The organism is Azospirillum isscasi (assembly GCF_030849505.1).
In the GTDB taxonomy this organism is placed as follows: Bacteria; Pseudomonadota; Alphaproteobacteria; order Azospirillales; family Azospirillaceae; genus Azospirillum; species Azospirillum isscasi.
The window spans coordinates 1-23,454 of sequence record NZ_JAUJFI010000091.1 but is presented as its reverse complement, the minus strand read 5'-3'; the positions used below and the strand labels follow the sequence as shown (position 1 = coordinate 23,454).

Genomic DNA, 23,454 nt, shown 5'->3' with positions numbered 1-23,454 from the left:
GGCTGCGGCGGGCTGAGCCTGCGAGGCCCCGGCGCTCTTCGGAAGCACCTGGAGCTGCCATTCCGGCGCCGGCGCGGCCGGCGGAACCGGCTGGCCCAAAACCGGCTGGCCCAAAACCGCCGGGGCCGGAACCGGCGCGTTGACCGCCCCGGTGCGGGCGAGGCCCAGGTCACGGCGGGCCAGCGCCTGGCGCAGCCGTTCCACGTCGCCGCGGTGGGTCAGCGACACCAACGCCTCGTACCGGCTGATCGACAGCACGTCGGTGCGGGTGACGGCGTTGACCATGCCCAGCCGCTTGCGCGTCTCCACCCAGTCGTTGAGGCTGCTGAGCGGGACGCGCACCAGCGTCGCCTGCTCCGGCCCGCTCGCCACGGTGTTGTCGCGGCGGTAGGATTCGTCGATGGCGGCGGACACGAAGGTCGTCGCCCGGGTCAGGAAGTCGCCGGCCCGGTCGGCCATGTCCGCCTTCACGTTGACCGTCTGCTGGTCCCGCGCGCCGTCGGGGGTGTAGTGGGTCACCTCGACCGCCAGCGGGCGCCCGAGATCCGGCCCGCCCGCCGGCAGGTCGGCCTTGGCGACGACCACGCCCCCGGCGTTGTAGCGCTGGCCGATGCGGGCCAGAGCCTCCGGATCGCCGGCCAGCGCCTCGTTCACGCCGATGGCGGAAATGTCGGCCAGCTCGCCGTCCGGCACCACCAGCGGCACCAGGGAGGCTCCGGCCTGCCGGCCTTCCCAGGCTTCACGCCAGCCGGTGCGGTCCTCCCACAGCACGGGGCGCCCGTCCACGACGGTGACCGGCAGGATCACATAGGGGCGGGCCGGCGGCTCGACATACTGCTGGCCGCCGCCGGCCAGCGTCTCACGCACGGCGGCGGGGCGGAAGCGCACGGTGATGCTGCCGAGATAACGGGTGGCCGACACCTTCTCGTCGTCGATCTCGAAGCCCTGGACCAGCCGGGCGAGTTCGATCTCCGACACCCGCGGCACCGCGGTGGCGGAGGGGACGAGGCGCTTGTACAGCTCCGCCCACGCCTTCACCTGCGCGTCGCGGATCGCCTGGTCGCGGGCGGCGTTGGCGTTGGCCGCGCTGACGTCCACCTTCACGTCCGACACGGTGAAGGGGTCCGCCGCCGGCACCGCGGGCACCGCCCCCGGACCGGCCGCGGGCGCCGCCGGGGCCGCCGCCGCGGGTGGAGCGGCACCGGGCACCTGCGCTTTCACGGGGCCGGCCTGAAGGGCCAGAGCCACGGTGATGGCGGCGAAGCCCGCAAACAGCGGCGCATGGCGGCGGTGGAGCATTGCAAAGCCTTCCGATTCGAGTATGTTCGGCCCGTTCCCTTATGACCCGGCCCAAAATGACCCGGTTCAGGTGGCCCAGGTATATAGCTCAGCCCAAGCGAGGATACCATCAGCACCCAGTCTAATAACACGTCCGACGCCTACAAGCAGGCCGGCGTGGACATTGATGCGGGCAACGCGCTCGTTGACGCGATCAAGCCGCTCGCCCGTTCCACCGCGCGCCCGGGCTCCGACGCCGGGCTGGGCGGATTCGGTGCGCTGTTCGACCTGCGCGCGGCCGGGTATCACGACCCGCTGCTGGTCGCCACCACGGACGGCGTCGGCACCAAGCTGAAGGTCGCGATCCTGGCCAACCGGCACGACACGGTGGGCATCGACCTCGTGGCGATGTGCGTGAACGACCTCGTCGTTCAGGGCGCGGAGCCGCTGCTGTTCCTCGACTATTACGCCACGGGCAAGTTGGACGTCGCCGCGGGCCGCGCCATCGTCGCGGGCATCGCGGAAGGCTGCCGCCAGGCCGGCTGCGCGCTGGTCGGCGGCGAGACGGCGGAGATGCCGGGCATGTACGCCGAGGGCGACTACGACCTCGCCGGCTTCTCGGTCGGCGCGGTGGAGCGCCAGGACGCCCTGACCGGCGCCACCGTCCAGGACGGCGACGTGGTGCTCGGCCTCGCCTCATCCGGCGTGCATTCCAACGGCTATTCGCTGGTCCGCAAGCTGGTCGAGACGTCCGGCCTCGGCTACGACTCGCCCTGCCCCTGGGACGGCTCGAAGACGCTGGGCGAGGCCCTGCTGACCCCGACGCGCATCTACGTGAAGAGCACGCTGGCCGCGGTGCGCGCCGGCACGGTGCGGGCGATGGCCCACATCACCGGCGGCGGCCTGATCGAGAACATCCCGCGCGTCCTTCCGGACGGGCTGGGCGTCACGCTCGACGCGTCGGCGTGGCCGCTGCCGCCGGTCTTCTCCTGGTTGATGAAGACGGGCGGGCTGACCCCGCTGGACATGGCGCGCACCTTCAACACCGGTCTCGGCATGGTCGTCGTGGTCCCGGCGGACAAGGCGCAGCAGGCGGCGGAGATCCTGGCCCAGGGCGGCGAGACGGTCTTCACCGTCGGCACCGTCCATGCGGTCAAGGACGGCGGCGCCCGCGTCACCGTCACCGGCATGGACGCGGCATGGGCGGCCTGAAGGCATCCGCCTTGAAGGTCGGCGTCCTGATCTCCGGGCGCGGCAGCAATCTGCAGGCGTTGATCGACGCCTGCGCCGCCCCGGATTTTCCGGCGGAGATCGCACTGGTGCTCTCCAACAAGGCCGACGCCTATGGGCTGGAGCGCGCCGCCGCCGCCGGGGTTCCCGGCGCGGTGGTCAGCCACCGCGATTTCCCCGGCGACAAGCGGGCGTTCGAGGAAGCCATGGACGCGCGCCTGCGCGGCGCGGGGGTGGAGCTGGTCTGCCTGGCCGGCTTCATGCGGCTGCTGTCGCCCTGGTTCGTCGAGCGTTGGCACGACCGCCTGATCAACATCCACCCCTCGCTCCTGCCCTCCTTCAAGGGACTGGACACGCACCGGAGGGCGCTGGACGCCGGGGTGCGGTTCCACGGCTGCACGGTCCACTATGTGCGTCCGGAGATGGACGAGGGGCCGATCGTCGCCCAGGCCGCGGTTCCCGTGCTGCCCGGCGACGACGCCGACCGGCTGTCCGCCCGCGTGCTGGAGGCCGAGCACACGCTCTACCCCCAGGCGCTGCGCCTGATTGCCGAAGGCCGCACCCGCGTGGAGGATGGCCGCGTGATCCTGTCCGGCCCGGCGCCGGATCTGCCGACGCTCGTCAACCCGCCGGCCTGAGTCCCCCAAGCGGCACCCTTGCCGCAACCGTCAGCGCTCCCCACATTCTGCGCCGGAACCATAAAAGGGGAGGCGACAGACGATGGCGGTCACCGATCACGGCCACAATCCGGTCAGCGAGGATGTCGTCCGCCGGCACGAAGCGGGCTGGCACGCCTTCACGCGGTTCCTGACCCTGGGAACCGCGGGCGTGATCGCCGTGCTGGTCTTCATGGCGATTTTCCTGGTGTAAGCCGCCGCGGCGCCGCGGCGGGGCGCTTACGCCCCGTCCGGCAGGCGGCCCAGCAGAAGGTCGCGCATTTCGCCGACCAGCGCGTCCACCTGCTGCTCCCACGTCTCGGCACCGCCCTGGATGGCGTGCATGATGTGGGTGGCGAGATGGATCAGGGAGGCGCGCACGCAATCCTCCGCCGGGAAATCCAACCCCACCGTGTCCTGAAGGAACTGGCCGAGCTGGTCGGCCGCGTTCCAGGGGTGGACGATCACCGTGTCGAAGCCGCTGGTCCCCAGAAACACCGCGTTCAGCGCCGTCGCCTGCGCGTTGATCGCGTCGATGGCCGTGTCCTGCTCGACGTTGCCGCGCAGCACCTCCTGGAAGGCCGACAGGCACTGGTCCACATAGCCGCGCACCAGCAACTCCACCACACCCGGATCGCTCAGGTCGTTCCTGCCCTTCACGAGGGACGGCAGCGGTTCCAGCAGGGCCGCGACGATCGGCTTGACGTCCGGTTTTTCCATGGCGGGGGTACTCCTAGCGGTAGAATCCCCGAATACTCGACTTCGTCACGCCTGTCCACGGTGCCGTGACGCCATCCGGGCGACAAGTTGCGGACGGAAGGCCCTGAAATGCCCCCCGGAAACGCAAAAGGCCGCCCCAACCGGGACGGCCCTTCGCGCAAGGCTGCGGAGCGGATGGCCGCGATCAGCCCACCAGCTCGATGCCGGCGAAGAAGAAGGCGATCTCCTGAGCGGCGGTCTCCGGAGCGTCGGAGCCGTGCACCGAGTTGGCCTCGATCGACTCGGCGAACTCCTTGCGGATGGTGCCCTCGGCGGCGTTGGCCGGGTTGGTGGCGCCCATGATCTCGCGGTTGCGGGCGATGGCGTTCTCGCCTTCCAGGACCTGGAGCACGACCGGGCCGGAGATCATGAAGGACACGAGGTCCTTGAAGAACGGACGCTCGCGATGCACGCCGTAGAACTGCTCGGCCTGGGCCTGGGAGAGCTGGACGCGCTTCTGCGCGACGATGCGCAGGCCGCCGTCCTCGAACTTGGCGTTGATCTTGCCGGTCAGGTTGCGGCGGGTGGCATCGGGCTTGATGATCGAGAGGGTGCGTTCGACGGCCATGGCGGTGGGCTCCTGCTGGAAATGCGTTATGGGCGCCGCTGGTTTGGCCGGGGCGCCGGTTGCGCGGGGTTATATAGGCGCTTTCCCGCCACGGCAACCGGTTCGTGAGGCGGCGCGGCTCCCGCGACTGCCTTAACCACAGAGACACGAAGACACAGAGAGATTTCGCGGAAAAGGCCGGCACACCGCCGCACGGATCTCTGTGTCTCCGTGTCTCTGTGTTTCCCTTCCTTCCCGCCGTATCCCCGGCACATCGGCGCAAGCGCGGCTGCCATGAAACGTTGCCCCGCGGGTCCCGCTTCAAATCGGGGTGTCCCCGTGGTAAACCGGCGCCGATATGCTGCACATCAACGACCTGACGTTCCGCTATGGCGGACGGGTGCTGTTCGACCGCGCCACCGCGGTCGTGTCGAAGGGCCACCGCGTGGCGCTGGTCGGCCGCAACGGCACCGGAAAATCCACCCTCCTGAAGCTCATCGCCGGCCAGCTCCAGACGGACGCCGGGGCGATCACCCTGCCCACCGGCATGAAGGTCGGCATGGTCGCGCAGGAGGCGCCCAGCGGCGCCACCAGCCTGATCGACGCCGTGCTGGCCGCCGACACGGAGCGCACCGCCCTGCTGGCGGAGGCCGAGACGGCCACCGACCCCATGCGCATCGGCGAGATCCACGCCCGGCTGGCCGACATCGAAGCGCATTCGGCGCCGTCGCGCGCCGCACAGGTCCTGTCCGGCCTGGGCTTCGACGCCGACGCGCAGGCCCGGCCCTGCTCCGACTTCTCGGGCGGTTGGCGGATGCGCGTGGCGCTGGCCGGCGTGCTGTTCGCGCGGCCCGACCTGCTGCTGCTCGACGAGCCGACCAACCACCTCGACCTGGAGGCGACCATCTGGCTGGAGGGGTACCTCAAGAACTACCCCCACACGATCCTGCTGGTCAGCCACGACCGCGACCTCTTGAACTCGGTGCCCACGACGACCATCCATGTGGACCAGGGCAAGCTGGTGACCTACGCCGGCAACTACGACCAGTTCCTGAAGCAGCGCCGCGCCAACATGGAACGGCTGCAAGCCATGTCGGCCAAGCAGGAGGCCAAGCGCAAGCACATGATGGCCTTCGTCGAACGCTTCCGCTACAAGGCGACCAAGGCCCGCCAGGCGCAGAGCCGCCTGAAGGCGCTGGAGAAGCTGGAGACCATCACGCTGATGGAGGACGATGCCGAGGTCGTCTTCAACTTCCCCCAGCCGGACGAGATGGCCCCGCCGCTGATCGCGCTGGACGGGGTGACCATCGGCTACGGCGACCGCGCCATCCTGCGCCGCGTCAACCTGCGCATCGACATGGACGACCGCATCGCCCTGCTCGGCGCCAACGGCAACGGCAAGTCCACGCTGGTGAAGCTGCTGGCCGGGCGACTGGAGGCCATGGCCGGCGAGGTGAAACGCCCGACCAAGCTGCGCGTCGGCTACTTCGCCCAGCACCAGCAGGACGAGCTGGACCTGTCCATCACCCCCATCCAGCAGACCCAGCGCATCATGCCGCTGGCGCCGGAGGAGAAGGTGCGCGCCCATCTGGGCCGCTTCGGCTTCCAGCAGAGCAAGGCGGAAACCCGCATCGCCGACCTGTCCGGCGGCGAGAAGGCCCGCCTGCTGCTGGCCCTGATGAGCCGCGAGACGCCGCACATCCTGATGCTGGACGAGCCGACCAACCATCTGGACGTGGACAGCCGCGAGGCGCTGATCGAAGCGATCAACGGGTTCGAGGGCGCCGTGATCCTCATCAGCCACGACCCCCACCTGATCGAGCTGACCGCCGACCGTCTTCTGCTGGTGGCGGACGGCACGGTGCAGCCCTATGACGGCGACCTGGATGACTACCGCCGCTTCCTGCTGGACCGCGCGCGGGCCGAGCGCGCCGCCGCCAAGGGGGGCGAGGCGCAGGACGCCGGAGCCAGCCGCAAGGACCAGCGCCGCGCCGCCGCGGAGGCCCGCGCCGCCCTGGCCCCGCTGAAGAAGAAGGCCACCGACGCGGAGTCGCAGGTCAACAAGCTGGCCGAGGAGAAGCGGAAGATCGAGACGAAGCTGGCCGATCCCGCCCTCTACAGCGGTCCCAGCGACAAGCTCCAGAAGCTTCAGATCGACCTGGGCGTGGTGGACAAGAAGCTGTCCGCCGCCGAGGAGGCGTGGCTGGAGCATCTGGAAGCCTATGAGACGGCGGCGGCGGAGGCCGGCGTATGAGCATGCCGCGCGACGTGGCCTTCACCGGACCGTCCATCGCCGCCGAGGACGCGGAGGAACGCACCTCCGACGTGCTGGCGGCCTTCCGCGCCAACCTGCCGGAGGGGCGGGTGTCGCTGGGCGACCTGATCCAGGCGCTGGGCGACCGCTCGCTGGGCACCATCCTGCTGGCCCTGTCGCTGCCCACCATCGCGCCGGTTCCGCTGGGCGTGTCCTGCCTGTTCGACCTGCCGATCCTGCTTTTTTCCGCCCAGATGGCCTTCGGCAAGCGTGGCGCCGCCCTGCCCGGCTGGATTTTGCGCCGCTCGGTCAGCCACAAGCTCGCCGCCCGCATGATCGACAAGGCGATGCCGCGACTGACCGGCATCGAAAGGATGCTGAAGCCGCGCCACAGCCGCTTCGCCACCATTGACGGGGAACGCTGGTTCGGCGTGCTGGTGCTTCTGCTGTCGCTGACCTGCGTGGTGCCGCTGCCGCTGACCGGCTGGCTGCCCGGCTTCGCGCTGGTCCTGCTGTCTCTGGGCCTGATCGAGCGCGACGGGGCCGCCGTCGCGGTCAGCCTCGCCCTCACCGTGGCCGCCCTGGTCTTCTTCGCGCTGGTCGCCAGCAGCCTGTCCTACGCCGGCCAAACCCTTCTGACGCTCGCGCCGTCATATCCCGCATTTATGGCATAGCTCCAGTCCGTCCGGTGGGTTGCGGGGGGCCCCCGGATGCGACATAAGTGCGCTTAGGGATTGTTAGGTTCGGGACCCCCTGAGGCTCCAGCTTGTTTAGCCCCGGGGCAAAAACGCTCAACAGCCAACGGCGAAAGGCCGATCATGACACCAACGGAAATCACCGTCGCCGAAAAACGAAAAAGCGGCAAGACGCCGCCGGCCGCGTGGCTTTTCTTCCAGCGTTGGTTGGCAAATCCCCTTTCGATGGGTTCCGTTACACCGTCCTCGGGCGCCCTCTGCCGGCTGATCGGGGAACAGGTCCTGTGCGGGCCGGACCAGGTCGTCGTGGAATTCGGCGGCGGCACCGGCGCGATCACCAAGGCGCTTCTCCAGCGCGGCATTCCGGGCAACCGGATCTTCACCTTCGAGATCGACGACCACCTGTCCCGCTTTCTGCGCGGCCATTATCCGGACGTGAACGTCGTCCATGACGACTGCCGCAAGGCCGCCGACCTGCTCGGCCCGGCGCTGGTCGGCAAAGTCGGCACGGTGGTCATCGGCATCCCCATGCTGAACCTGCCGATGCGCGCCCAGAAGGAGGTGGTGGAGGCCTGCTTCCGCATCCTTCCCGAAGGCGGACGCTTCGTGCTCTACACATACGGCCTCGTGTCGCCGCTGAACCAGCGCGCCTTGGGCGTGAAGGGCAAGCGGCTGGGCTTCACCCCGCTGAACGTCCCGCCGGCCTCGGTCTGGGGCTATTGGAAGGCGAAACCGTAACCCTTCCCCGTCACCCCTTGCCCATCATCTCTTACGCGGCGCCCGCCGCAGCAGCGCGTCCGTCCATCCCGCCGGCAGGGCCGCCAGAAGCCACACGGCGGCGGCCATCGGCCAGGGGAAGGCGATGCGGGCCCTGTTGCGGGCCAATCCGTTCTTGATGACCCGCGCGGCCCGGTCCGTCTCCATCAGGAAGGGCATGGGGAAGCGGTTCACCGCGGTCATCCGGCTTTTCACGAAGCCCGGACAGATCACCGTCACGCCGATCCCCTGCCCCTCCAGATCTCCGCGCAGCGACTCGCCATAGTCCCGCACCGCCGCCTTGCTGGCGCAGTAGGCGGGCGCGCCGGGCATGCCGCGGAAACCGGCCAGCGAGGCCATCAGGGCGATCTGCCCGCGCCGCCGCGCCTGCATGCCGGGCAGCAGCGGGTGGACGCTGTTCAGCACGCCGTCCACATTCACCTGGAAGATCCGCCGCGCCTGTTCGGCGCTTTCCGTGCCTCCCCCGGTCCCGGCGGAGATGCCGGCGTTGGCGATGACCAGATCGACCGGCGCGCGGGCGTCCAACGCCGTCAGCCACGCCGCCATGGCGTCGCGGTCCGCCACGTCGACGAGCGCCGTTTCCACCACGGCCCCCGCCGCGCGGCAGCGCTCCGCCACCGCCTCCAGCCGCAGGGCGTCGCGCCCGGTCAGGGCCAGCGTGACGCCGGGGGCCGCGTAGGCGCGGGCCAGCTCCTCCCCGATGCCGCTGGACGCCCCGGTGATGACGATCGAGCGCGGATCGCGCATGTCCTTTTCCCCCTGTCCCCGACGCTTGTTGCCGTCGCCGCCCGACGCTATAACTTGAGCCTCGCGATCCCACAAATAGTAGTCGAGGCCGCTTTGCCCGCCCAACGCTCCGCTGTTTCCAGCATGACCGGCTTCGCACGCGTGGACGGGCACGCCGACGGCTACAGTTGGACCTTCGAGGTGAAGAGCGTCAACGGGCGCAACCTCGACATCCGCTGCCGCCAGCCCGCCGGCTTCGACACGCTGGAGGCTGCCGCCCGCGCGGAGATCCCGAAGCGGCTGGCCCGCGGCAGCGTCAACCTGAACCTGACCGTCAACCGCAGCCAGGCGGTCGCCCAACTCCGCATCAACCGCGAGCTTCTGGCCCAGGTGCTGGAGCTGGCGCGCGAAATCGAGGGCGCCGGGGCCGCACCGCCGCGTCTCGATTCGCTGCTGTCCGTCCGCGGCATCATCGAACCGGTGGAGGAGGACGAGGGCGACGCGCGGGACCGGGTGGAGGCCGCGCTGAAGGCCGACCTCGGGCGGCTGATCGGCGAACTGGCGAGCGCCCGCCTGTCGGAAGGGGCGCGGCTGGTCACGGTGCTGAACGGCCATCTCGACGAGATCGAACGGCTGATCACCGCCGCCGCCGCCTGCGCCAGCACCCAGCCCGACGCCCTGCGCGAGCGGCTGCGCGGCCAGGTCGCCGCCCTGCTCGACGCCGCTCCCGCCCTGCCGGAGGAGCGGCTGGCCCAGGAGGCCGCCATTCTGATCGCCAAGGCCGACGTGCGGGAGGAGATGGACCGCCTGCGCGCCCACATCCAGGCCGCCCGCGACATGCTGGCGGAGGGGGGCGCCATCGGCCGCCGCTTCGACTTCCTGTGCCAGGAATTCAACCGCGAAGCCAACACCCTGTGCTCCAAGTCCGCGGACGTGGAGCTGACCCGCATCGGCCTGTCGCTGAAAGCCTCCATCGAGCAGCTTCGCGAGCAGGTCCAGAACATCGAGTGACGCTCAATATTATGAATGCGAAGATTTCCCGGCGTGGCCTGATGCTCGTGCTGTCCTCCCCCTCCGGGGCGGGCAAGACCACCATTTCGCGGCGCCTGCTGGACCGCGACCCCGGCATCACCATGTCGGTGTCCGTCACCACCCGCCCGATGCGCCCCGGCGAGCAGCCGGGCGTCGATTACTATTTCGTGGACATGCCGGAGTTCGACCGCATGGCCGAGCAGGGCGAACTGCTGGAGCACGCGCGCGTGTTCGGCAACTGCTACGGCACGCCGCGCAGCACGGTGGAACAGGCTCTGGGCGCCGGGCGCGACGTGCTGTTCGACATCGACTGGCAGGGCACCCAGCAATTGGCGGCCAACGCGCGCAACGATCTGGTCAGCGTCTTCGTCCTGCCGCCCTCGGGCAGCGAACTGGAGCGCCGCCTGCACACCCGCGCCCAGGATTCGGCGGAGGTGATCGCCCAGCGCATGGCCAAGGCGTCGGACGAGATCAGCCACTGGGCCGAGTACGACTATGTGATCGTGAACAACGACGTGGAGGAGAGCGTCGTGGCGGTCCAGGCCATCCTGCGCGCCGAACGGCTGCGGCGGACGCGGCAGGTGGGATTGCCGGCCTTCGTGCAGAGCGTGCAGGCGGCGCTGTAGGAGGGGCGGCGGCCCCGCCCCTTCCAGCCGGCGCAGAGACGGATTCCGGACAACCGGCAACGCCCATCGCTCCCGACGCGGTGGGCGTTTTGTCTTTGGCGGGCATCGCTTTGGCGGCCATCGGATGAAGAACCGGGCATTCAGCCGGGTAAAAGAGGGGGTGGAGACGAGCACTCACACAACAGACAAGCCGTTGACTTGAGCCATTTTTCGCCTCCACCCGCGCAGTCACTGGCGGTTCAGGGAGGAATCACACCATTGACACTCCCAACATCTTCCCCACGGCGATTGTTCCGCCACCCCTCGCATGTGCGGCAGGCGGGGCGGCGGTGGCGCGCCTGAAGGGACCGCGGTCCCACGCGGACGGGGTGCGGCATCGCTCGACCGGCGAGCGGACTTAGCCCCTTCAAGCTATCCCGAATAACCCTTTCGTCGTCTCTCCCGATACGGCGCGAACTGCGCCATATGAACTTAACTTTGTAAGGGATCGGACGGGAACCATCGGCAAAGTCCGGACAACGCGGCAGGCAAGCCGGCGCCCCCTGGGGTCCGCTCTGGCTGGAGGTACGGGGAAAAGGCATGGATCAGAACACCCGCCACCTGATGGAACATCTGCCCTATCTGCGCCGCTATGCGCGGGCCTTGACCGGCACGTCGGCGCAGGGAGATGCCCTGGTGACGCGCACGCTGGAATGGTACCTGGACGGGCCTGGCGGATCGGCGTCGGTCGACCTGTCGCGCGGCTCGCTGTACCGCTGCCTGAACCAGTTGCAGGACAGCTCCGGCGCCCGTGCCGGAGAGCCCGGCCCCCATCCGGTCGAGGCGGCGCTGCACAGCCTGGACGAGATGGACCGCCGGCTCTACCTGCTCGTCAATCTGGAGGATCTGCCGGTCGCCGACGCCGCCGGCGTTCTGGGAATCGCGCCGGAAGACGCGGTGGAGCGGTTGAACTTCGCCCGCGAACGGGTGCGGTCGAAGCTGACGGCGACCATCCTGATCGTCGAGGACGACGCCATCATCGCCTTCGATCTGGCGGAGACGGTGCGCGGCATGGGGCACACCGTCTGCGGCAACGCCGCCACGATGGACCAGACGCTGGCGCTCGCCGCGCGCCATTCCCCGACGCTGGCCCTGATGGACATCCGTCTGGCCGAGGGCGACAACGGGATCGAGGTGGCGCGGGAGCTTCGCCGCCAGCGCTTCCTGCCGGTGATCTTCGTCACCGCCTTCCCCAACGAGCTGGCCCGGCACGGGCTGGAGCATCTGGGGCCGGTGATCCCGAAGCCCTTCACCCGCGAGCAGATCGAACAGGCGATCACCCGCGCCGTCTTCACCCCCCACCCCGAGGAAGCCTCGCTCGCCATGAAGCACTGATGGCCCGGAACGGAGGCTCGGGACGGAGGGACCGCTCCTTACTTGAAGACCACCGTGCGCCCGCCGTTCAGGAGGACGCGGTGTTCGACGTGGTAGCGGACGGCCCGGGCCAGAACGATGTTCTCGATGTCGCGCCCGATGGCCACGAGGTCGTCGGGGGTCATCGTGTGGTCGACGCGCTCGGCCTCCTGCTCGATGATCGGCCCCTCGTCCAGGTTCGACGTGACGTAGTGGGCCGTGGCGCCGATCAGCTTCACGCCGCGGGCGTGCGCCTGGTGGTACGGCTTGGCGCCCTTGAAGCTGGGCAGGAAGGAGTGGTGGATGTTGATCACCCGCCCGGCCATCCGCTCGCACAGGGCCGAGGACAGCACCTGCATGTAGCGGGCGAGCACGACCAGATCGACCTTCTCCTGCTCCGCGATCTCCAGCAGGCGGGCCTCCTGCTGGGCCTTGGTGTCGCTGGTCAGCGGCAGGTGGTGGAAGGGAATGTTGTGCCACGCCGCGAGTTGGTAGAAGTCGCGGTGGTTGGACACGATGGCCGGAATCTCGATCGGCAGATAGCCGGTGCGGTAGCGGTACAGCAGGTCGTTCAGGCAATGCCCGAACTTCGACACCATGATCAGCACCCGCTGGCGCCGCCCGGCGTCGTGCAGCTTCCAGGTCATGCCGAAGCGTCCGGCCACCTGCTCGGCGAAGGCCGCCTCCAGCTCCGCCTGCGACGGACCCCCGGGGGCCGCGGAGAAATGGATGCGCAGGAAGAACAGATTGGTCCCACGGTCGCCGAACTGCGCGCTGTCGATGATGTTGCACGACCGTTCGGCCAGGAAACCCGAAACGGCATAGACGATGCCGACGGTATCGGGGCACGAGATGGTGAGGATGTATTCGGAACCGGTGCCGGACATGCGCTCCTACCGTTGCGGCCTGGGAACAAAGGCTGACTCCCTAGCATGTTCTCCAGCGGGATGCACCGTGCAATGAGGGAAGGCCGGAATGCGCTTCCGGCAGCATTTGGTAAGGATTCCCGTGCGACAATGCGCTGTTTCGGCATTGGGCCGACCGGAGAAGCGAGCCATGGGCATGGGCGGCAAGATCATCGGCGAATACGCCAAGGGCAAGGTCGACAAGCTGCTGACGCCGGAAGCGGCGGAAAGCACGTCGCGCCACCGGATCATGCACTTCCTGGAAAACATGGAAGCGGCGATCCTGGAGGCCAATTGCGAGGTCATGGGACGCGAGCTTCCCAACCTCGACCAGACCTCCTTCCTGCGCATGGCCGTCCGGGTGGCGGAACTGCGGGCCGACTATCTCCGCGCCGGGCTGAAGGTGGCGGAGCAGCGGCACCCCAACGCCGCCGCCATCGATGAGCTGGCCCGCGTCCGCCGCGCCTATGAGGAGATGCTGGCCGTCTTCGAAGCGGCGGAGCGGGTGATCGAACGGGGCTATGTGAAGCTGGGATAGGTCACCCCGCCGAATCCCCCGGGCCGAACCCTGCGGACCGCGAAGGCCGCGCTCAGTCGAGCATCGGCAGGCCGGTCTCGATCCGCACCAGGGCAGCGAGCAGCGGGGCGCCGATGTCGCGCCGGACGAAGTTGCTCGCCCGGTCCGCGGCGTTGAGCGAGCCCTGGAAGCTCTTGCGCCAGCGGTCGTCGCCGTACATCACCTTCTCCGCCTTGGCCTTCTGGGCGAGCAGTCCGGGACGGCGCCCGGCGGACTCGTCCACCAGACGGGTCAGCCGCTTCATCAGCTCGTTGGCGCTGGTCGGGTCGCCGCGCTTCAGCGCCGCCTCGATCAGTTCGGCGAAGGCTTCGCCGCGGATGTCCAGATCCTGCACCTGCTCGGCGTAGGACAGCGCCACGGAGGCGTCGGAGCGGCGGGCGATGCGGCCCAGGACCGCCGGGATCGTCCAGGGATTCTCGTCCTGCACGGTGCGCAGCAGGCCCAGCGCAAGATTGGTGTCGCCCAGTTCCGCCGCGGCGACGGCCAGCTCCGGCGGGCAGCAGTCGGTCTTGGTTTCGCGGAACTTGGAGAACTGCGTCTCCACCGTGTTCAGGAACAGGGTGCGGGCCGCCCCCTCCTTGCCGGCGCGCAGCAGCGTCTGGGCGACCAGCCCCAGCTCCCAGCTGCAATTGCGGGCGGTGGCGTAGGCCTTGGCCTCCTCCGCGAGCTGGCCGGCCAGCGCCATGTCGCCGCGCCACGCCGCCGCCTTCGCGACGTCGGCGAGGTTGTAGATGCGGGTCGAGCATTCCGGGATCTGCCGGGTGATGTCGAGCGCGAGCTGGCTCTGCCCCATCAGGGCGAGCGCGCGGGCCACGAACAGATCCTGCCCCGCCCCGTCGGACGCGGCGCCGCGGCGCACCGCGCTGACGAAGGGGGCGATGATCTCCTTCGCCCGGGCGTTGTCGCCGATGGTGTTGTAGGCCACGGCCAGCGACAGCCAGTCCCAGCGGGCGGCGGTGATCGGCGTTTCCACCGGGGGCAGCATCTCCGCCACCCGATGCAGGAAGCAGAGCGAGGTCATCGGCTCGTTGCACACCAGCGAGCGGATGCGCGAGCGGAACTCGAAGAAGTCGAAATCGCCGACGAACTGGTTGGTGACGAGCTGGACGGCCAGCGCGCTGTCCGGATACTTCACGACGATCTCGTTCAGCAGCCGGTCCGCCTCCTTCAGGAAGCGGCTTTCCTCGGCGATGTCGTAGGTGTTGTCCGCCTGCCGGATCATCTGCATCGCCTGGACGAACAGGCGGTTGGCCGGACCCTGGTCCGGCTGGGGCTGCTGCGCCGCCGCCGGGTTGCCGGTCCCCCCCACCGCCACGGTGAACGCCGCCAGCGCCATGAACAGAGTCATGGCGGCGGAGGCGGCAAGACGGCGGGCGAGGGTGGGCAGGATGGCCATGGCGGTGCGGAAACCCTGGTGCGCTAGAGGACGCGGGCGTAGTTGACGACACGCTGGACGTTCGGCAGCGTGCGGGCGTGCTCGATCACTCGGTCCAGCTCGCCCTGGTGGGTGGCCAGACCCATGAGATAGACGACGCCGTTGACGGTATCGATGCTGAAATTCTGGCTATGAATCTGCGAATCGAAGGTGAGCTTCGTGCGCAGCTGCGTGGTGATCCAGGTGTCGCGGGCGCTGTCCATGATGCCCGAGTCATTGTCCACCTGAATCTCGTTGATGACTTCCTTGACGCCTTCCACCTGCCAGCACAGGCGCACGGCGTCGAGGCGCATCTGGGCGTCGGCGGCGCGGCCGGTCAGCAGGACGCGGCCCTGATCGACCGTCAGGCCGATGCGGTTGTGCATATCGAGCGAGTGCTGAAACCACAGGTGGTTGATGCGGGCCTTGATCTCGGTGTCGGATGCGAAGCCCGACAGGCCGCGGTGCTCGCTGGCCGCGATGGCGGCGGTGCCTCCGGCGGCGCCCAGCACCAGGGGCGCGCAGCCAGACGCGAGGCCCGCGACAGCGGCCATACCGACCAGCGCCCAAAGGCGGCCAAACCCCGACACGCTCTGCCTCCGATCCCCGGCCCGCCGAAAGAACGGGCGGGCGGAAAAAGTCATGCCGCAAGTGCGTTGGCAATGGGGAATCTTGGGAGTGCTGTGCTTCATCGTGGTTTTGTTCCGGGGTGATGCACGAATGTTTCACTCGCTGCGGGCGCGAAGGAATCCGGGTCAGGCGAAGGGGGCGCGCGTCACCAGCCCGGCGATTTCGCGCGCAAGAACACGCGCGATCTTTTGCCGCGCCTTGGGGTCGCGCAGGATCGCCTCGTCCTTCGGGTTCGACAGGAAACCGGTCTCCAGCAGGACGGACGGAACGTCCGGCGCCTTCAGCACCGCGAAGTTGGCCGACCGCATCGGGTTGTCCAGCAGCGGCATGTCCCTCCCCGCCCCCTTCACGATGGCGTGCCGGGCCACCAGCGCGGCGTGCCGGGTGTGGCGCGCCGTCAGGTCGAGCAGGATCTCCTTGACGGCCTTCTTGGCGTCCTTCACGTCGGCGCCGCCCAGCCGGTCCACGGCGTTCTCCTTGTGCGCCAGCGCGGCGGCGAAGGCGTCGGAACCTTTTTCCGACAGGGTGTAGGCGGACAGGCCGCGGGCCTCGCGGTTGGGCGCGCTGTCGGCGTGGATCGACACGAACAGGTCGGCCCGCGCCTCCCGCGCGGCGTCCACCCGCTCGCCCAGCGACAGGAAACGGTCGCCGTCGCGGGTCAGCCGCACCCCCAGCTTGTGCTGCCGGGCCAGGAATCGCGCCAATTCCTGCGCGATGTGCAGGGTGATGTCCTTTTCCTGGGTGCCGAGGGCGCCGATGGCCCCGGGGTCGATGCCGCCATGGCCGGGATCGAGCACCACCAGGCGCGGGCGCGCCGCCGGGCGGGGCTTGGCCTGGGCGCCCGCGGCGGGCGGGAACAGCACGGCGCCGGCCCCGGCGAGGGGGACGGTCAGGGCCAGTTGGAGGAGACGTCTGCGTTCCATTCGCCCCTGATTCCGCAAGGATTTGGGGCCGCCGAAACCAAAAGTCCCGAGCGGGATCGGAAAGGCGGCGTCCGGCCCCGGAAGGGCCTGAGGTGTGAACCCGAGGTGTGAGCGTTAACCAATGGGGACGCGCAAAAGGGTTGTCAAGGCCGGCCGGGTTAGCTCCGCCAAATGTCGCCGGCGGCCCGTCATAGGGGGCGGCGCCGACCTATGAGGAATCGACTCTTGCCAAGAATTCCTTGATGATGATGGCCGAAAGCGCTAAAATTTTAGAAATAAGCTCGGGAGGTGACGATGTTGAGAAAAGCCTTGTTCAACATCATCCGGCAGGAGCAGCGCGAGGTCGAAGACGAACTCGAAAAGGAAGAGCGCAGCACGGCTCCCGACATCGGCCGGCTGGTCGCGCTGAAGCGTGAGGTCACGGACCTGCGGCGCGAGCTGGAACATTTCCGCGACGTCTGATCGCACGAATACAAACGATCCCGCGCACCAAACCCCTTCCCCACAATGGTGGAGAAGGGGTTTTCTGTATTCGCATGCGCGTTTCCGATGACTGTTGCAGCGCAGTATTTTCATGCTGCATTGCAGCACAATTATGCTCACAAAATAAGCATGTATCAGGGACAGCTCCAAGCTTTGCCTGAAAACTAGCCGTTTCATTTTCCGAAATCTTGGAAAAGGTTGATCCAAAGCAATTTATGAACAGGAAACGGCTGGCAGGCTTTCGGGGTAGCCTGTTTGTCACAGGGGCGATTTATCCCATCCGGCCAAGCACATGAACAGGTCGGGGCGACAGGGGACGGGACAGGGCGAGACCGACGACGAACCGCTGGCACGCCGGTTGCGGAGTGCCAGTCCGAACGCTCCCTGCTCCCTGGATGGAGGGCTGCCCGATGTCGGACGCTGTTTCGGACGCCATGGCCGAAGACGCCCAGAACGTCCCCGTTCACTCCCTCGTGCCCACCGTGCGGCGCAGCCGCGGCGGCCAGTTGGCCGCCGGACTGTCGCTGGTTTCGCAACGCTACCTGCTGCTCCTGCGCTTCGCGGTCGTCAACGCCGCGGGCTTTGTCCTTCTCGCGGCCGCCTGGGCGGAAGGGCTGATCGACCCCATCGTCGCCACCGACAGCACCCACCTGTGCCTGCTGATCTTTCTGGTGTTCCTGTCCGGCCTCGCACTGTCGGCGCAGCGCATCCTGCGCACCAGCCGCGAACTGAACCGCGCCAAGGAATTCGACCCCTCCGTGCCGTCGCGCGCCGCGCGCTATCTGGCGGAGGTCCGCGGGCGGGATTCCGGGGCGAGGTCGATCGCCGCATCCTCGCTGAAGTTCAAGCTGTCGGCGCGCATCGGCACGGTGCGGCAGATCTCCTCCACCCTGGTGATCCTGGGTCTGATCGGCACGGTCATCGGCTTCATCATGGCCCTGTCGGGCGTGGACCCGGAAAAGGCCGGCGACGTCGCCGCCATCGGCCCGATGGTGTCCAAGCTGATCGAGGGCATGGCCGTGGCGCTCTACACCACGCTGGTCGGCGGCGTCCTGAACATCTGGCTGAACGTCAACATCGGCCTGCTGTCCGGCGCCACGGTGAACCTGATCACCGAGATCGTCGCCGTGGGGGAACGCCATGCAGGCCCTTGACCAGTTCGAGGAGGACGACGCCGGCACCGTCTTCCGCGACGTCATCACGCTGGCGCTCTGCGGCTTCGTGGCGGTGGTCATCCTGTTGCTTCCCCACATCCGCCCGGAGGCCAAGCAGGCCGACACCATGGGCGTCGCCCCGCCCGGCAACGTGATGGTCGAGGCCCGCTGGCCCGACGAGCTGGACGCCGACGTGGACCTGTGGGTGGAGGCGCCGGGCGACGTGCCGGTCGGCTATTCCAACAAGTCCGGCGTGATCTTCAATCTGCTGCGCGACGATCTGGGCCGCAACGCCGACCCGACGAAGCTGAATTACGAGACCAGCTACAGCCGCGGCATCCCGCCCGGCGAATATGCGGTGAACCTGCATCTGTACCGGAACAAGGCGGCGGTCTATCCGGTCCCGGTCACCATCGTGGTCAGCGCCAAGCGTCCGGACGGCGACAACGCGCGCCAGCTCCTCGCCACCACCGTGCAGTTGGACCGGGAGGGCCAGGAACTGACCGTCTTCCGCTTCAAGCTGACGGAGTCCGGCGATCTCGTCGGCGACAGCGTGCACAGCCTGTACAAGCCCCTGCGCAGCGGGAGGAAATCATGACCCAACTGCTCGACTTCCAGGTCGCCGCGGTCGCGCTGGCCGCGACGCTCGCCACCATCGCCATCTGGGCGCCGCGCCGGCTGTGGGTGAAGGCGTCGGCGGTGGCCGTCTCCATCGGCTTCATGCCCGTCGCCTACGCCGGCATGTCCGACCTGCTGAGCAAGCCGAAACCCGTCCGCATGGAATGGGCGCAGGCCGCCACCGCCCAGGCCACCGTTCTGGGCGCCCAGATCAAGGAGGGCCAGGGGATCTATCTGTGGCTGCAACTGGAGGGCGGGGCCGAGCCGCGTTATTACAAGCTGGCCTGGGACCGGAAGCTCGCCGAACAGCTTCAGAAGGCGATGCGCGAGGCGGAAAGGAACCGGTCCGGCATGGCCATGACCCTGCCCTTCGAGAAGACGCTGGACCCCGACAAGCCGAAGTTCCACGCCCTGCCGCAGCCTCAGCTTCCGGAAAAGAACGGCGAGGAGGGCGGACCGGGGCCGATGGTCTACCGCCACCCCGGCATGGACGCCTGACACCCGGGCGTTGGTGGGAGGCGGGAATCCCGTCAGGGACGCGCCGCCACCACCACCAGCCCCGCCACCGGCGCGCCGCTCTCGTGGCGCAGGGTGTCCGGGGCGAGGCGCCGGACGGTCAGCCCCGCCGCCGCCAGACACTCCCGCACATGGCCTTCGGTGTGGGCGTAGCGGCCGTGTGGGCTGACCCGGCAGGGCGCCCCTCCCTCCTCCAGCCGCTCCACCGTGAAGGCCAGCCGCCCCCCCGGACGCAGCGCCGCGGCGGCCAGCCCCAGCGGCATCGGCACGCCCCAGCGCACGGTCAGGACGGCGGCGGTGTAGGCGCCGAGAGAGGCCAGCCCCGCCGTCGCCAGGGAGAAGACCCCGGCGCGCAGCGCGATGTACTGGCTGTAGGCCAGGATGGCGTTCACCAGGATCAGCTCCGCCAAAGGCTGCTGGGCGAAAAGAAAATCGATCATTGCCGCACCACCCGGATTTCCCGGCGCAGGGTCCCGAAAAAGCCGCTCGGCCGCAGCAGCAGGATGACGAAGAGGAGCCCGAACAGGATCGCGTCGCTGAGGGCGGAGGACAGGAAGGCGACGCTCAGCGTCTGGATCATTCCGAACAGCAGCCCGCCGACGACGGCCCCCGCCACGCTGCCCAAGCCCCCCAGCACGATCACCACGAAGCCGCGCAGCAGGTAGGGCTCGCCCATCAGGAAATGGACGGAGTTGAAGGCGATGCCGATGATCACCCCCGCCGCCCCGGCCAGCGCGCCGCACAGGAAGAAGGTCAGCGCGTGCACGGCGCCGGGGTTGACGCCGAGCAGGCTGGCCGTGCGTTCGGAAATGGCGACGGCGCGGATCTGCCGCCCGAAGCTGGTCGCGAACAGGAAGCCCAGAAGCCCCGCCACCAGAAAGGCGACGCTGCCGGCGATGACGATCTGCTGCAGCGACACCCGCAGCCCGAACACCTGATAGAAGACGATCGGGAAGGTGCCGAAGGGGAAGCGCTGCACCTGGGTGTTCGAGGCGATCTGCGCCGCGCTCATCAGGATTTGCGCCACCCCCAGGCTGGAGATGATCGCCGCGAACTCCGGGGAGCCGCGGCGGCGCAGCGGCCGGAAGGCCACCACGTCCACCAGCACGCTGAGCAGCCCGGCGGCCAGCATGGCGACGGCGAAGGCCGCCGGCAGCGGCAGGCCGAGCGCCGTGACCGCGAACAGGCCGGTGAAGGCCCCCCACATGAACACCGCCCCGTGGGCGAGGTTCAGCACGTGCAGCACGCCGAAGATCAGCGTGAAGCCCAGCGCGAACAGCGCGTAGGTGCTGCCCACGACGACGCCGTTGACGATCTGCTGCGCGACGAGCGCCACGCTGTTCCCCTTCGCAATGTGGATGTCCGCAGCGGTGCGGTGGGTGCCCGTGTGGGACGGAAACGATACCGCGCGCCGCTCATGCAGATTTTTCTACACATTCGAATGCAGGTCGTCTACCTATTATCTATTATCCCTGTATGAAAATAGGAAATGACCCGCTATTCCCTCCTCTCCCTGGCCCGGCACGCTCTGACCGGGCACCGCCGCTGGGCGCCGGCCTGGCGCGACGCGGCTCCGAAGCCGGCCTACGACGTGGTGATCGTGGGCGGCGGCGGGCATGGGCTGGCGACCGCCCACTACCTCGCTTCCCGCTACGGGGTGACCAACGTGGCGGTGCTGGAGAAGGGGTGGATCGGCGGCGGCAACACCGCGCGCAACACCACCATCGTCCGCTCCAACTACCTGCTGGACGACAGCGCCTTCCTCTATGAACATTCCCTGAAGCTGTGGGAAGGGCTGACGGCGGAGCTGGACTTCAACGTCATGTTCAGCCAGCGCGGCGTGGTCAGCCTTGCCCACAGCGCGCACGAGCTGACCGCGCTGCGCCAGCGCGACCGCGCCATGCGGCTGAACGGCATCGATTCGGAGATGCTCGACCTGCCGGCGCTGCACCGGCTGGCCCCGGCGCTGGACCTGTCGCCGACGGCGCGCTTCCCGGTGACCGGCGCCTCCATCCAGCGGCGCGGCGGCATCGCCCGGCACGACGCGGTGGCCTGGGGCTTCGCCCGCGCCGCCGACCGGCGCGGCGTGGACATCGTGCAGAACTGCGCGGTGACCGGCCTGCGCATCGAAAAGGGCCGCGTGACCGGGGTGGAGACGACGCGCGGCCCGATCCGCGCCGGCAAGGTGGGAATCGCCGTCGCCGGCCATTCCGGCGTGCTGGCGGCGATGGCCGGGCTGCGCCTGCCGATCCGCAGCTACACGCTTCAAGCCTTCGTGTCGGAGCCGCTGAAGCCGGTGCTCGACACCGTGATCGTGTCCAATCAGGTGTCCTGCTACGTCAGCCAGTCCGACAAGGGCGAGCTGGTCTTCGGGGCGGCGCGCGACAACTACGCCTCCTACAGCCAGCGCGGCAGCCTGCCGATCCTGGAGGACTGCGTCGCCAACATGCTGCAACTGTTTCCCGCCTTCAGCCGCGTCGGCGTGCTGCGCGGCTGGGGCGGCACGGTGGACGTGTCCCCGGACCTCAGCCCGATCATCGCCCCGCTGCCGGTTGAGGGGCTGTTCCTCAACGGCGGCTGGGGCACCGGCGGCTTCAAGGCCACGCCTGGTTCCGGCGACGTGTTCGCCGCCACCATCGCGCGGGGGGAGCCGCACCCGCTGGCCGCCCCCTTCGGCCTGGACCGCTTCGCCACCGGACGGCTGATCGACGAAGCTGCCGCCGCCGGCGTCTCGCACTGACGCCCGGGAGAATCACCCATGCTGCTGATCCCCTGCCCCCATTGCGGCCCGCGCGAGGAGCGCGAATTCCGCTGCGGCGGCGAATCCCACGTCGCCCGCCCCGCCTCTGCCGAGGCGCCCGACGACCGGGCTTTCGCGGAATACCTCTACGTCCGCTCCAACGCCAAGGGCGTGCAGGCGGAGCGCTGGCACCATCTCTACGGCTGCCGGCGCTGGTTCAACCTGCTGCGCGACACGGTGACCCACGAAATCACCGCGGTCTATCCCATGGGCGCCCCCCGTCCGGAGTCCGCAGCATGAGCGGCCAGCCCTTCCGCCTGCCGCGCGGCGGCCTGATCGACCGCGGACAGCCGGTGCGCGTCGTCCATGACGGGCGCTCCTACGAGGGGTTCGCAGGCGACAGCCTCGCCGCCGCCCTGCTCGCCAACGGGGTGCGGGTGGTCGGGCGCAGCTTCAAGCTGCACCGCCCGCGCGGCATCCTGGGCAGCGGCGTGGAGGAGCCCAACGGTTTCGTGGAAACCGGGGCCGGCGCCCTGGTCGAGCCGCTGGCCGCCGCCACGGCGGTGGAGCTGCGGCCCGGACTGGTGTCGCGCGGGCTGGGCGGCTGGCCGTCGGTGCGCTTCGACCTGGGCGGGCTTCTCGGCCTCGCCGCACCGCTGCTGCCCGCCGGATTCTACTACAAGACCTTCAAGGCGCCCGCCACATTGTGGCCGCTCTACGAGCGGGTCATCCGCCGTCTGGCCGGCGTCGCCCACGCGCCGGAGGAGCCGGACCCCAGCCGCTACGCCAAGCGCTGGCACCATGCGGACGTGGCGGTGGTCGGCGGCGGCCCCGCCGGTCTGGCCGCGGCGCTGGCCGCCGCGGAGGCCGGAGCGCGCGTGCTGCTGGTCGAGTCCGATCACCGGCTGGGCGGCAGCCTGCTCGGCGGGCGGGAGGAGATCGGCGGGGGCCCGGCGCTGGAATGGGTGGAGACGGTGCGGGCTCGGCTCGCCGCCCTGCCCGACGTTCTCATGCTGACCCGCGCCACGGCGCTGGGGCAGCACGACCACGGATTTCTCAGCGTGCTGGAACGCGCGGCACCGGACGCCGAAGGCCCGCGCGCCCGACTGTGGAAGGTCCGCGCCAAGCGGATCGTGCTGGCGACCGGCGCGCTGGAACGGCCCCTGGCCTTCGCCGACAACGACCGTCCAGGGGTGATGCTGGCCGGCGCCGTGCGGACCTATCTCAACCGCTACGCCGTGGCGCCGGGACGGCGGGCGGTGGTCTTCACCAACAACGACGGCGCCTATCGCACCGCGCTGGAGCTGGACGAGGCCGGCGTCGCCGTGGCGGCGGTGGCCGACCTGCGGACGGGGGTCTCCGGCCCCTGGGCGGAGGCCGTGCGCGAGCGCGGCATCCCCCTGCTGACCGGCCATGCGGTTGCCGCCGTCCGGGGGCGCGGCGCGGTGCGCGGCGTGACGCTGGCCCGCCTCACCGACGATGGGCGCGCCCTGCTGCCGGGCACGGAGCGGGACGTCGCCTG

At 69.3% G+C, this 23,454-nt stretch carries 27 protein-coding genes; 17 read left to right on the top strand and 10 right to left on the bottom strand.

Annotated elements, in window-relative coordinates:
• Window positions 1-1,299: DUF2066 domain-containing protein (locus tag QSG27_RS17725; RefSeq protein WP_306708408.1), on the bottom strand; the 1,299-nt coding region annotated here is incomplete at its 3' end.
• A 156-nt stretch (window positions 1,300-1,455) separates the two neighbouring features.
• Here QSG27_RS17725 and purM point away from each other — a divergent pair.
• From purM to QSG27_RS17710, 3 genes are all read left to right on the top strand, one after another.
• On the top strand, window positions 1,456-2,490 hold the full coding sequence (gene purM, locus QSG27_RS17720) for a phosphoribosylformylglycinamidine cyclo-ligase (RefSeq protein ID WP_407653240.1): 1,035 nt from the start codon (window positions 1,456-1,458) through the stop codon (window positions 2,488-2,490).
• Window positions 2,478-3,146, top strand: coding sequence for a phosphoribosylglycinamide formyltransferase (purN, locus tag QSG27_RS17715; RefSeq protein WP_306708406.1), 669 nt, complete (start codon window positions 2,478-2,480; stop codon window positions 3,144-3,146). Before purM ends, purN begins: the two co-directional genes overlap by 13 nt.
• 82 nt (window positions 3,147-3,228) lie before the next feature.
• Complete coding sequence (locus tag QSG27_RS17710; RefSeq protein WP_306708404.1) at window positions 3,229-3,378, top strand: aa3-type cytochrome c oxidase subunit IV; 150 nt, start codon at window positions 3,229-3,231, stop codon at window positions 3,376-3,378.
• A gap of 26 nt (window positions 3,379-3,404) precedes the next feature.
• Here the strand turns inward: QSG27_RS17710 and QSG27_RS17705 are convergent, their stop codons facing one another.
• Window positions 3,405-3,884: a hypothetical protein gene (locus tag QSG27_RS17705; protein WP_306708401.1), complete on the bottom strand. Its 480-nt coding sequence runs from the start codon at window positions 3,882-3,884 to the stop codon at window positions 3,405-3,407.
• Between the two features lie 184 nt (window positions 3,885-4,068).
• Window positions 4,069-4,491: a nucleoside-diphosphate kinase gene (gene ndk / locus QSG27_RS17700; protein ID WP_306708399.1), complete on the bottom strand. Its 423-nt coding sequence runs from the start codon at window positions 4,489-4,491 to the stop codon at window positions 4,069-4,071.
• Between the two features lie 337 nt (window positions 4,492-4,828).
• Here ndk and QSG27_RS17695 point away from each other — a divergent pair, with 337 nt between their 5' ends.
• From QSG27_RS17695 to QSG27_RS17685, 3 genes are all read left to right on the top strand, one after another.
• Window positions 4,829-6,724 (top strand): ABC-F family ATP-binding cassette domain-containing protein, encoded by a 1,896-nt coding sequence (locus tag QSG27_RS17695; RefSeq protein ID WP_306708397.1) that lies wholly within the window; start codon window positions 4,829-4,831, stop codon window positions 6,722-6,724.
• The gene (locus QSG27_RS17690; RefSeq protein ID WP_306708395.1) at window positions 6,721-7,398 is read left to right on the top strand and encodes an exopolysaccharide biosynthesis protein; all 678 of its coding nucleotides are present in this window, start codon (window positions 6,721-6,723) and stop codon (window positions 7,396-7,398) included. The genes QSG27_RS17695 and QSG27_RS17690 overlap by 4 nt, the downstream gene beginning before the upstream one ends.
• Before the next feature lie 246 nt (window positions 7,399-7,644).
• Complete coding sequence (locus QSG27_RS17685; RefSeq protein ID WP_306708393.1) at window positions 7,645-8,157, top strand: class I SAM-dependent methyltransferase; 513 nt, start codon at window positions 7,645-7,647, stop codon at window positions 8,155-8,157.
• A gap of 24 nt (window positions 8,158-8,181) precedes the next feature.
• On the opposite strand, the gene QSG27_RS17680 is transcribed toward QSG27_RS17685, so the two are convergent.
• Window positions 8,182-8,943 (bottom strand): SDR family NAD(P)-dependent oxidoreductase, encoded by a 762-nt coding sequence (locus tag QSG27_RS17680; protein WP_306708391.1) that lies wholly within the window; start codon window positions 8,941-8,943, stop codon window positions 8,182-8,184.
• Window positions 8,944-9,066: 123 nt separating this feature from the next.
• On the opposite strand from QSG27_RS17680, the gene QSG27_RS17675 reads away from it, so the two are divergent.
• From QSG27_RS17675 to QSG27_RS17665, 3 genes are all read left to right on the top strand, one after another.
• Window positions 9,067-9,933 (top strand): YicC/YloC family endoribonuclease, encoded by an 867-nt coding sequence (locus QSG27_RS17675; protein ID WP_306708389.1) that lies wholly within the window; start codon window positions 9,067-9,069, stop codon window positions 9,931-9,933.
• A 41-nt stretch (window positions 9,934-9,974) separates the two neighbouring features.
• Window positions 9,975-10,580: a guanylate kinase gene (gmk, locus tag QSG27_RS17670; RefSeq protein ID WP_306708387.1), complete on the top strand. Its 606-nt coding sequence runs from the start codon at window positions 9,975-9,977 to the stop codon at window positions 10,578-10,580.
• A 579-nt stretch (window positions 10,581-11,159) separates the two neighbouring features.
• Complete coding sequence (locus tag QSG27_RS17665) at window positions 11,160-11,954, top strand: response regulator (RefSeq protein ID WP_306708386.1); 795 nt, start codon at window positions 11,160-11,162, stop codon at window positions 11,952-11,954.
• 38 nt (window positions 11,955-11,992) lie between these two features.
• On the opposite strand, the gene purU is transcribed toward QSG27_RS17665, so the two are convergent.
• Window positions 11,993-12,859, bottom strand: coding sequence for a formyltetrahydrofolate deformylase (gene purU / locus QSG27_RS17660; RefSeq protein WP_306708384.1), 867 nt, complete (start codon window positions 12,857-12,859; stop codon window positions 11,993-11,995).
• A 169-nt stretch (window positions 12,860-13,028) separates the two neighbouring features.
• On the opposite strand from purU, the gene QSG27_RS17655 reads away from it, so the two are divergent.
• A complete protein-coding gene (locus QSG27_RS17655) occupies window positions 13,029-13,415 on the top strand; it encodes a hypothetical protein (RefSeq protein WP_306708382.1) in 387 nt (128 codons plus the stop codon).
• A 52-nt stretch (window positions 13,416-13,467) separates the two neighbouring features.
• Here QSG27_RS17655 and QSG27_RS17650 read toward each other — a convergent pair whose 3' ends face one another.
• The 3 genes from QSG27_RS17650 to QSG27_RS17640 all read right to left on the bottom strand — a co-directional run bounded on the left by QSG27_RS17650 (window position 13,468) and on the right by QSG27_RS17640 (window position 16,421).
• Window positions 13,468-14,850 (bottom strand): hypothetical protein, encoded by a 1,383-nt coding sequence (locus tag QSG27_RS17650; RefSeq protein WP_306708380.1) that lies wholly within the window; start codon window positions 14,848-14,850, stop codon window positions 13,468-13,470.
• A gap of 23 nt (window positions 14,851-14,873) precedes the next feature.
• Window positions 14,874-15,560, bottom strand: coding sequence for a BON domain-containing protein (locus tag QSG27_RS17645; RefSeq protein WP_306708378.1), 687 nt, complete (start codon window positions 15,558-15,560; stop codon window positions 14,874-14,876).
• Window positions 15,561-15,623: 63 nt separating this feature from the next.
• Window positions 15,624-16,421, bottom strand: coding sequence for an N-acetylmuramoyl-L-alanine amidase family protein (locus QSG27_RS17640; protein ID WP_306708376.1), 798 nt, complete (start codon window positions 16,419-16,421; stop codon window positions 15,624-15,626).
• A 309-nt stretch (window positions 16,422-16,730) separates the two neighbouring features.
• Here QSG27_RS17640 and QSG27_RS17635 point away from each other — a divergent pair, with 309 nt between their 5' ends.
• The 4 genes from QSG27_RS17635 (at window position 16,731) to QSG27_RS17620 (ending at window position 19,174) form a co-directional block, all read left to right on the top strand.
• Window positions 16,731-16,883, top strand: coding sequence for a hypothetical protein (locus QSG27_RS17635; RefSeq protein WP_306708374.1), 153 nt, complete (start codon window positions 16,731-16,733; stop codon window positions 16,881-16,883).
• Between the two features lie 431 nt (window positions 16,884-17,314).
• Entirely contained in the window at window positions 17,315-18,058 is a 744-nt protein-coding gene (locus QSG27_RS17630; protein ID WP_306708373.1) for a MotA/TolQ/ExbB proton channel family protein, read from the top strand.
• Window positions 18,045-18,656 carry a hypothetical protein gene (locus QSG27_RS17625; RefSeq protein WP_306708371.1) on the top strand — a complete coding sequence of 204 codons (612 nt, stop codon included), beginning with the start codon at window positions 18,045-18,047 and terminating at the stop codon, window positions 18,654-18,656. The genes QSG27_RS17630 and QSG27_RS17625 overlap by 14 nt, the downstream gene beginning before the upstream one ends.
• Window positions 18,653-19,174 carry a hypothetical protein gene (locus QSG27_RS17620; protein WP_306708369.1) on the top strand — a complete coding sequence of 174 codons (522 nt, stop codon included), beginning with the start codon at window positions 18,653-18,655 and terminating at the stop codon, window positions 19,172-19,174. Before QSG27_RS17625 ends, QSG27_RS17620 begins: the two co-directional genes overlap by 4 nt.
• 32 nt (window positions 19,175-19,206) lie before the next feature.
• Here the strand turns inward: QSG27_RS17620 and QSG27_RS17615 are convergent, their stop codons facing one another.
• Both QSG27_RS17615 and QSG27_RS17610 read right to left on the bottom strand, forming a co-directional pair.
• Window positions 19,207-19,632: a hypothetical protein gene (locus tag QSG27_RS17615; RefSeq protein ID WP_306708368.1), complete on the bottom strand. Its 426-nt coding sequence runs from the start codon at window positions 19,630-19,632 to the stop codon at window positions 19,207-19,209.
• Complete coding sequence (locus tag QSG27_RS17610; RefSeq protein ID WP_306708366.1) at window positions 19,629-20,528, bottom strand: branched-chain amino acid ABC transporter permease; 900 nt, start codon at window positions 20,526-20,528, stop codon at window positions 19,629-19,631. The genes QSG27_RS17615 and QSG27_RS17610 overlap by 4 nt, the downstream gene beginning before the upstream one ends.
• A gap of 153 nt (window positions 20,529-20,681) precedes the next feature.
• Here QSG27_RS17610 and QSG27_RS17605 point away from each other — a divergent pair, with 153 nt between their 5' ends.
• From QSG27_RS17605 to QSG27_RS17595, 3 genes are all read left to right on the top strand, one after another.
• Window positions 20,682-21,932 (top strand): sarcosine oxidase subunit beta family protein, encoded by a 1,251-nt coding sequence (locus QSG27_RS17605; RefSeq protein ID WP_306708364.1) that lies wholly within the window; start codon window positions 20,682-20,684, stop codon window positions 21,930-21,932.
• A gap of 18 nt (window positions 21,933-21,950) precedes the next feature.
• Window positions 21,951-22,232: a sarcosine oxidase subunit delta gene (locus tag QSG27_RS17600; RefSeq protein WP_306708362.1), complete on the top strand. Its 282-nt coding sequence runs from the start codon at window positions 21,951-21,953 to the stop codon at window positions 22,230-22,232.
• On the top strand, window positions 22,229-23,454 hold a 1,226-nt coding region (locus QSG27_RS17595; RefSeq protein ID WP_306708360.1), incomplete at its 3' end, for a 2Fe-2S iron-sulfur cluster-binding protein. The genes QSG27_RS17600 and QSG27_RS17595, both read left to right, overlap by 4 nt.

Coding starts and splice junctions, on each gene's coding strand:
- QSG27_RS17650 (WP_306708380.1), bottom strand. CDS start 14,850: ATGGCCATCCTGCCCACCCTCGCCCGCCGTCTTGCCGCCTCCGCCGCC.
- purN (WP_306708406.1), top strand. CDS start 2,478: ATGGGCGGCCTGAAGGCATCCGCCTTGAAGGTCGGCGTCCTGATCTCC.
- QSG27_RS17655 (WP_306708382.1), top strand. CDS start 13,029: ATGGGCATGGGCGGCAAGATCATCGGCGAATACGCCAAGGGCAAGGTC.
- QSG27_RS17705 (WP_306708401.1), bottom strand. CDS start 3,884: ATGGAAAAACCGGACGTCAAGCCGATCGTCGCGGCCCTGCTGGAACCG.
- QSG27_RS17690 (WP_306708395.1), top strand. CDS start 6,721: ATGAGCATGCCGCGCGACGTGGCCTTCACCGGACCGTCCATCGCCGCC.
- QSG27_RS17605 (WP_306708364.1), top strand. CDS start 20,682: ATGACCCGCTATTCCCTCCTCTCCCTGGCCCGGCACGCTCTGACCGGG.
- QSG27_RS17675 (WP_306708389.1), top strand. CDS start 9,067: ATGACCGGCTTCGCACGCGTGGACGGGCACGCCGACGGCTACAGTTGG.
- QSG27_RS17645 (WP_306708378.1), bottom strand. CDS start 15,560: ATGAAGCACAGCACTCCCAAGATTCCCCATTGCCAACGCACTTGCGGC.
- QSG27_RS17600 (WP_306708362.1), top strand. CDS start 21,951: ATGCTGCTGATCCCCTGCCCCCATTGCGGCCCGCGCGAGGAGCGCGAA.
- QSG27_RS17710 (WP_306708404.1), top strand. CDS start 3,229: ATGGCGGTCACCGATCACGGCCACAATCCGGTCAGCGAGGATGTCGTC.
- QSG27_RS17620 (WP_306708369.1), top strand. CDS start 18,653: ATGACCCAACTGCTCGACTTCCAGGTCGCCGCGGTCGCGCTGGCCGCG.
- ndk (WP_306708399.1), bottom strand. CDS start 4,491: ATGGCCGTCGAACGCACCCTCTCGATCATCAAGCCCGATGCCACCCGC.
- QSG27_RS17625 (WP_306708371.1), top strand. CDS start 18,045: ATGCAGGCCCTTGACCAGTTCGAGGAGGACGACGCCGGCACCGTCTTC.
- QSG27_RS17680 (WP_306708391.1), bottom strand. CDS start 8,943: ATGCGCGATCCGCGCTCGATCGTCATCACCGGGGCGTCCAGCGGCATC.
- gmk (WP_306708387.1), top strand. CDS start 9,975: ATGCTCGTGCTGTCCTCCCCCTCCGGGGCGGGCAAGACCACCATTTCG.
- purU (WP_306708384.1), bottom strand. CDS start 12,859: ATGTCCGGCACCGGTTCCGAATACATCCTCACCATCTCGTGCCCCGAT.
- QSG27_RS17685 (WP_306708393.1), top strand. CDS start 7,645: ATGGGTTCCGTTACACCGTCCTCGGGCGCCCTCTGCCGGCTGATCGGG.
- QSG27_RS17630 (WP_306708373.1), top strand. CDS start 17,315: ATGTCGGACGCTGTTTCGGACGCCATGGCCGAAGACGCCCAGAACGTC.
- QSG27_RS17695 (WP_306708397.1), top strand. CDS start 4,829: ATGCTGCACATCAACGACCTGACGTTCCGCTATGGCGGACGGGTGCTG.
- QSG27_RS17665 (WP_306708386.1), top strand. CDS start 11,160: ATGGATCAGAACACCCGCCACCTGATGGAACATCTGCCCTATCTGCGC.
- QSG27_RS17640 (WP_306708376.1), bottom strand. CDS start 16,421: ATGGAACGCAGACGTCTCCTCCAACTGGCCCTGACCGTCCCCCTCGCC.
- QSG27_RS17615 (WP_306708368.1), bottom strand. CDS start 19,632: ATGATCGATTTTCTTTTCGCCCAGCAGCCTTTGGCGGAGCTGATCCTG.